Here is a 3,138-nt window from a genome sequence, read left to right on the forward strand (position 1 = left end):
GTGGCGGGGAGCTGCGGGTCGCGGTGGCGCAGAACGTAGGGGAGGACGCCGAGCAGGGCGAAGGCGGCGCAGGCCGCGTAGCCGGCCGTGATGCCGCCGGCGAGGGTGGCGAGGCCGGCGCCGGTGACCACGCCGAGGATCTGCGCGGCGCCCAACCAGCCACCCACCGCGCCGCGTTGACCGCGGGGGACCCGGTCGGGGACGGCGGCGGTGACGGCGGCGAACGCGGCATTGAGGGTGAGTTGGACGAGGCACCAGCCGAGCACCGTCGCCCGGAAGGAGGTGGCGGTCGCCAGGAGGAGGAGGGAGGCGGCGCCGCCCGCCGCTCCGGTGACGATCCAGGGGGTGCGGCGGCCGAAGCGCGCGGTGGTGCGGTCGGAGAGGGCGCCGAAGACCGGGTTGGCGATCAGGGAGACCAGGGCCCCGGCGCCGGTGACCCAGGCCAGCATCGACTCCTTTGACATGCCCGCCGGGGCGTACTCGGCGGCCTGGAGGGCGAGGAGGATCTGGAGCGGGCCGTACCAGCCGACCCAGATCGCGCCGTTGGCGAGGGCGAGGGCTGCCGTCCAGCGGCCGGGGACGGGGTGGACGGGCTCGGCGAGCGCGTCGTGGGTGGCTGTGGGAGCGGTCATGGGCGGGGATCCGTCGCCGCGTGGAGGGCGGCGCGTAGCCAGTGGTAGGAGGCCTTGGGGGTGCGGCGCTGGGTCGGGTAGTCGACGTGGACGAGGCCGAAACGGCGGGCGTGGCCCTCAGCCCATTCGAAGTTGTCCAGCAGCGACCAGACGAAGTAGCCGCGGACGTCGGCGCCGGACTGCATGGCCGCGTGCAGGGCGTGGAGATGGCCGTGGAGGAAGGTGATGCGGTCCTGGTCGTCGAGGCCGGGGTAGGAGCAGCCGTTCTCGGTGATGAGCAGAGGCGGGAGGCTGTCGGTGTAGCGGGTGCGGAGGTCGAGGAGGAGTTCGGTCAGGGCTTCGGGGACGACCGGCCAGCCGAAGTCGGTGAGCGGGTGGTCCTCGATCGGGCGCGGGGTGAAGGGGAGTTCGGCGGGGAGGTGTACTCCGGCGTAGTCCGTGGCGGTGCCGTCGGGGGCGGCGACCCTGGTGGGTTGGTAGTAGTTGACGCCGTACCAGTCCAGGGGGCGGCCGATGAGGTCCAGGTCGGCGGTGAGGTCGGCGGCGGGCATCAGTTCGGCGAGGCCGTCGGGGTAGCGGCCGAGGAGGAGCGGGTCGGCGAAGAGGCGGTTGAGGAGGACGTCGTAGAGGTCGGCGGCGGTCTTGTCGGCGGGGTCGTCGGAGGCCGGCCAGACGGGGCCGTGGGAGTTGGCGATGCCGATGCGGGCTCCTCCCGAGGCGGCCCGGAGGGCTTCGGCGGCCAGGCCGTGGCCGAGGAGGAGGTGGTGGGCGACGGGGAGGGCGTCGAAGACGAGGGTGTGGCCGGGGGCGTGCTGGCCGAGGGCGTGGCCCAGCAGGGTGTGTTCGGCGGGCTCGTTGAGGGTGATCCACCGGGTGACGCGGTCGCCGAGCCGGGCGGCGACGGCGGCGGTGTAGTCGGCGAAGTGCGATGCGGTGTCGCGGTGTTGCCAGCCGCCGTGGGACTCCTCCAGGGCGAGCGGGGTGTCCCAGTGGAAGAGGGTGGGGACGGGTTCGATGCCTCGGGAGCACAGTTCGTCGACGAGGCGGTCGTAGAAGTCGAGGCCGGCCGGGTTGACCGGTCCCGTGCCGTCGGGGACGACGCGCGGCCAGGCGACGGAGAAGCGGTAGGCGCCGACGCCGAGGTCGTGGATGAGGGCCACGTCCTCGCGGTAGCGGTGGTAGTGGTCGCAGGCGGTCGCGGCCGTGGTGCCGTCCTTGACGTTGCCGGGGACGGCGGTGAAGGCGTCCCAGACGGAGGGGCCGCGGCCGTCCTCCTCCAGAGCGCCCTCGATCTGGAAGGCGGAGGTCGACACGCCCCACAGGAAGTCGTCGGGAAAGCGGGAAACCACCTCACCTGTTGTCATGCTGGGGATGGTCGCGGCGGGCGCGTGAATCGTCAACGAACGTGCGTGACAAGGAAGATGACGGCGGAGGACGCGCCGGCACCCGGCCGCGGGCGGTGCGCGCGGCCGGGTGCCGGGGTGCGGGGGTCAGAGCGAGGCGGTCAGTCCTTGGGGATCCACTTCTCCCAGGTGGACTTGTTGTCCGCGATCCACTTGGCGGCGGCCTCGTCGCGCTTCATCTTGTCGCCGGCGATCATCTTCGCGACGGCGTTCTGGTCCTCGGTGCTCCACTCGAAGTTCTTCAGGAACTCGGCGGCCTTGCCGCCGTTCTCCGCGAAGTCGGCGTTGAGGTACTTCTGGAGCATGTTGGTGTCGTAGCCGCATTTGGTCTCGGTCTCCGGCTTGTTGCAGCCCTCGGTGTACTCGGGCAGCTTCACCTCGACCATCTCGATGTCGGCGTTCATCCACTGCGGGTCCCACCAGTAGGTGAGGAACGGCTTCTTCGCCTTGTAGAGCCGCTGGATCTCCTTGAGCTGGGCGGCCTCGCTGCCGGTGGGCAGGATCTTGTAGTCCAGCTTGTGGTTCTTGATCAGGTGCTTGTCGTAGGAGGTGTAGGAGGGCGCGGCGCCGATGAACTGGCCCTTGTCGCCGGACTCGGGGGTCTTGAAGTCGTCCTTGAACTTGTTGAGGTTCTTGAAGTCGAGGACGTCGGGGTTCTTGTCGGCGTAGTACTTGGGCACGAACCAGCCGATGTGGCCCTCCACGCCGAGGCCGCCGCCGGAGACGACGGTCTTGCGCTTGTCGACGTACTGCTCGACCTTCTTCGGCGCGCCGCCCCAGTCCTCCAGGATGGCGTCGGCCTGGCCGCGGTGCAGGGCGTCGAAGGCCAGCGACTCGTCGATGGTCTTGATGGACGTTCTCACGTCCAGCTCGTCCTCCAGGAGCTTCGCGGCGACGGCGACGTTGGCCTCGGCGCCGACCCAGGAGGGCATGGCGAGGGTGACCTTGTCGGCGCCGCCCTTGGCGTTGCCGGTGTCGGCGGCGCCGCAGGCGCTGAGGGCGAGGACGCCGGTGAGGCCGGCGGCGACGGTGAGCGAGGTGCGTATGCGCTTGTGGTGCATGGCGGGTTGCTCTCTTCTCGTGTGGGTCGGGGACTCTCGTGG

Annotated in this window: 3 protein-coding genes; all 3 read right to left on the reverse strand. The window is 70.8% G+C overall.

Annotated features, from left to right (window positions below):
• On the reverse strand, positions 1–632 hold a 632-nt coding region (locus tag GL263_RS24160; RefSeq protein WP_182857863.1), incomplete at its 3' end, for an MFS transporter.
• Positions 629–1,996: a GH1 family beta-glucosidase gene (locus GL263_RS24165; protein ID WP_182857864.1), complete on the reverse strand. Its 1,368-nt coding sequence runs from the start codon at positions 1,994–1,996 to the stop codon at positions 629–631. The genes GL263_RS24160 and GL263_RS24165, both read right to left, overlap by 4 nt.
• A gap of 140 nt (positions 1,997–2,136) precedes the next feature.
• A complete protein-coding gene (locus GL263_RS24170; protein WP_182857865.1) occupies positions 2,137–3,096 on the reverse strand; it encodes a glycine betaine ABC transporter substrate-binding protein in 960 nt (319 codons plus the stop codon).
• Between the last annotated feature and the right edge of the window lie 42 nt (positions 3,097–3,138).

The sequence above is a fragment of the Streptomyces durbertensis genome (assembly GCF_014156695.1).
Taxonomy (GTDB): domain Bacteria; phylum Actinomycetota; class Actinomycetes; order Streptomycetales; family Streptomycetaceae; genus Streptomyces; species Streptomyces durbertensis.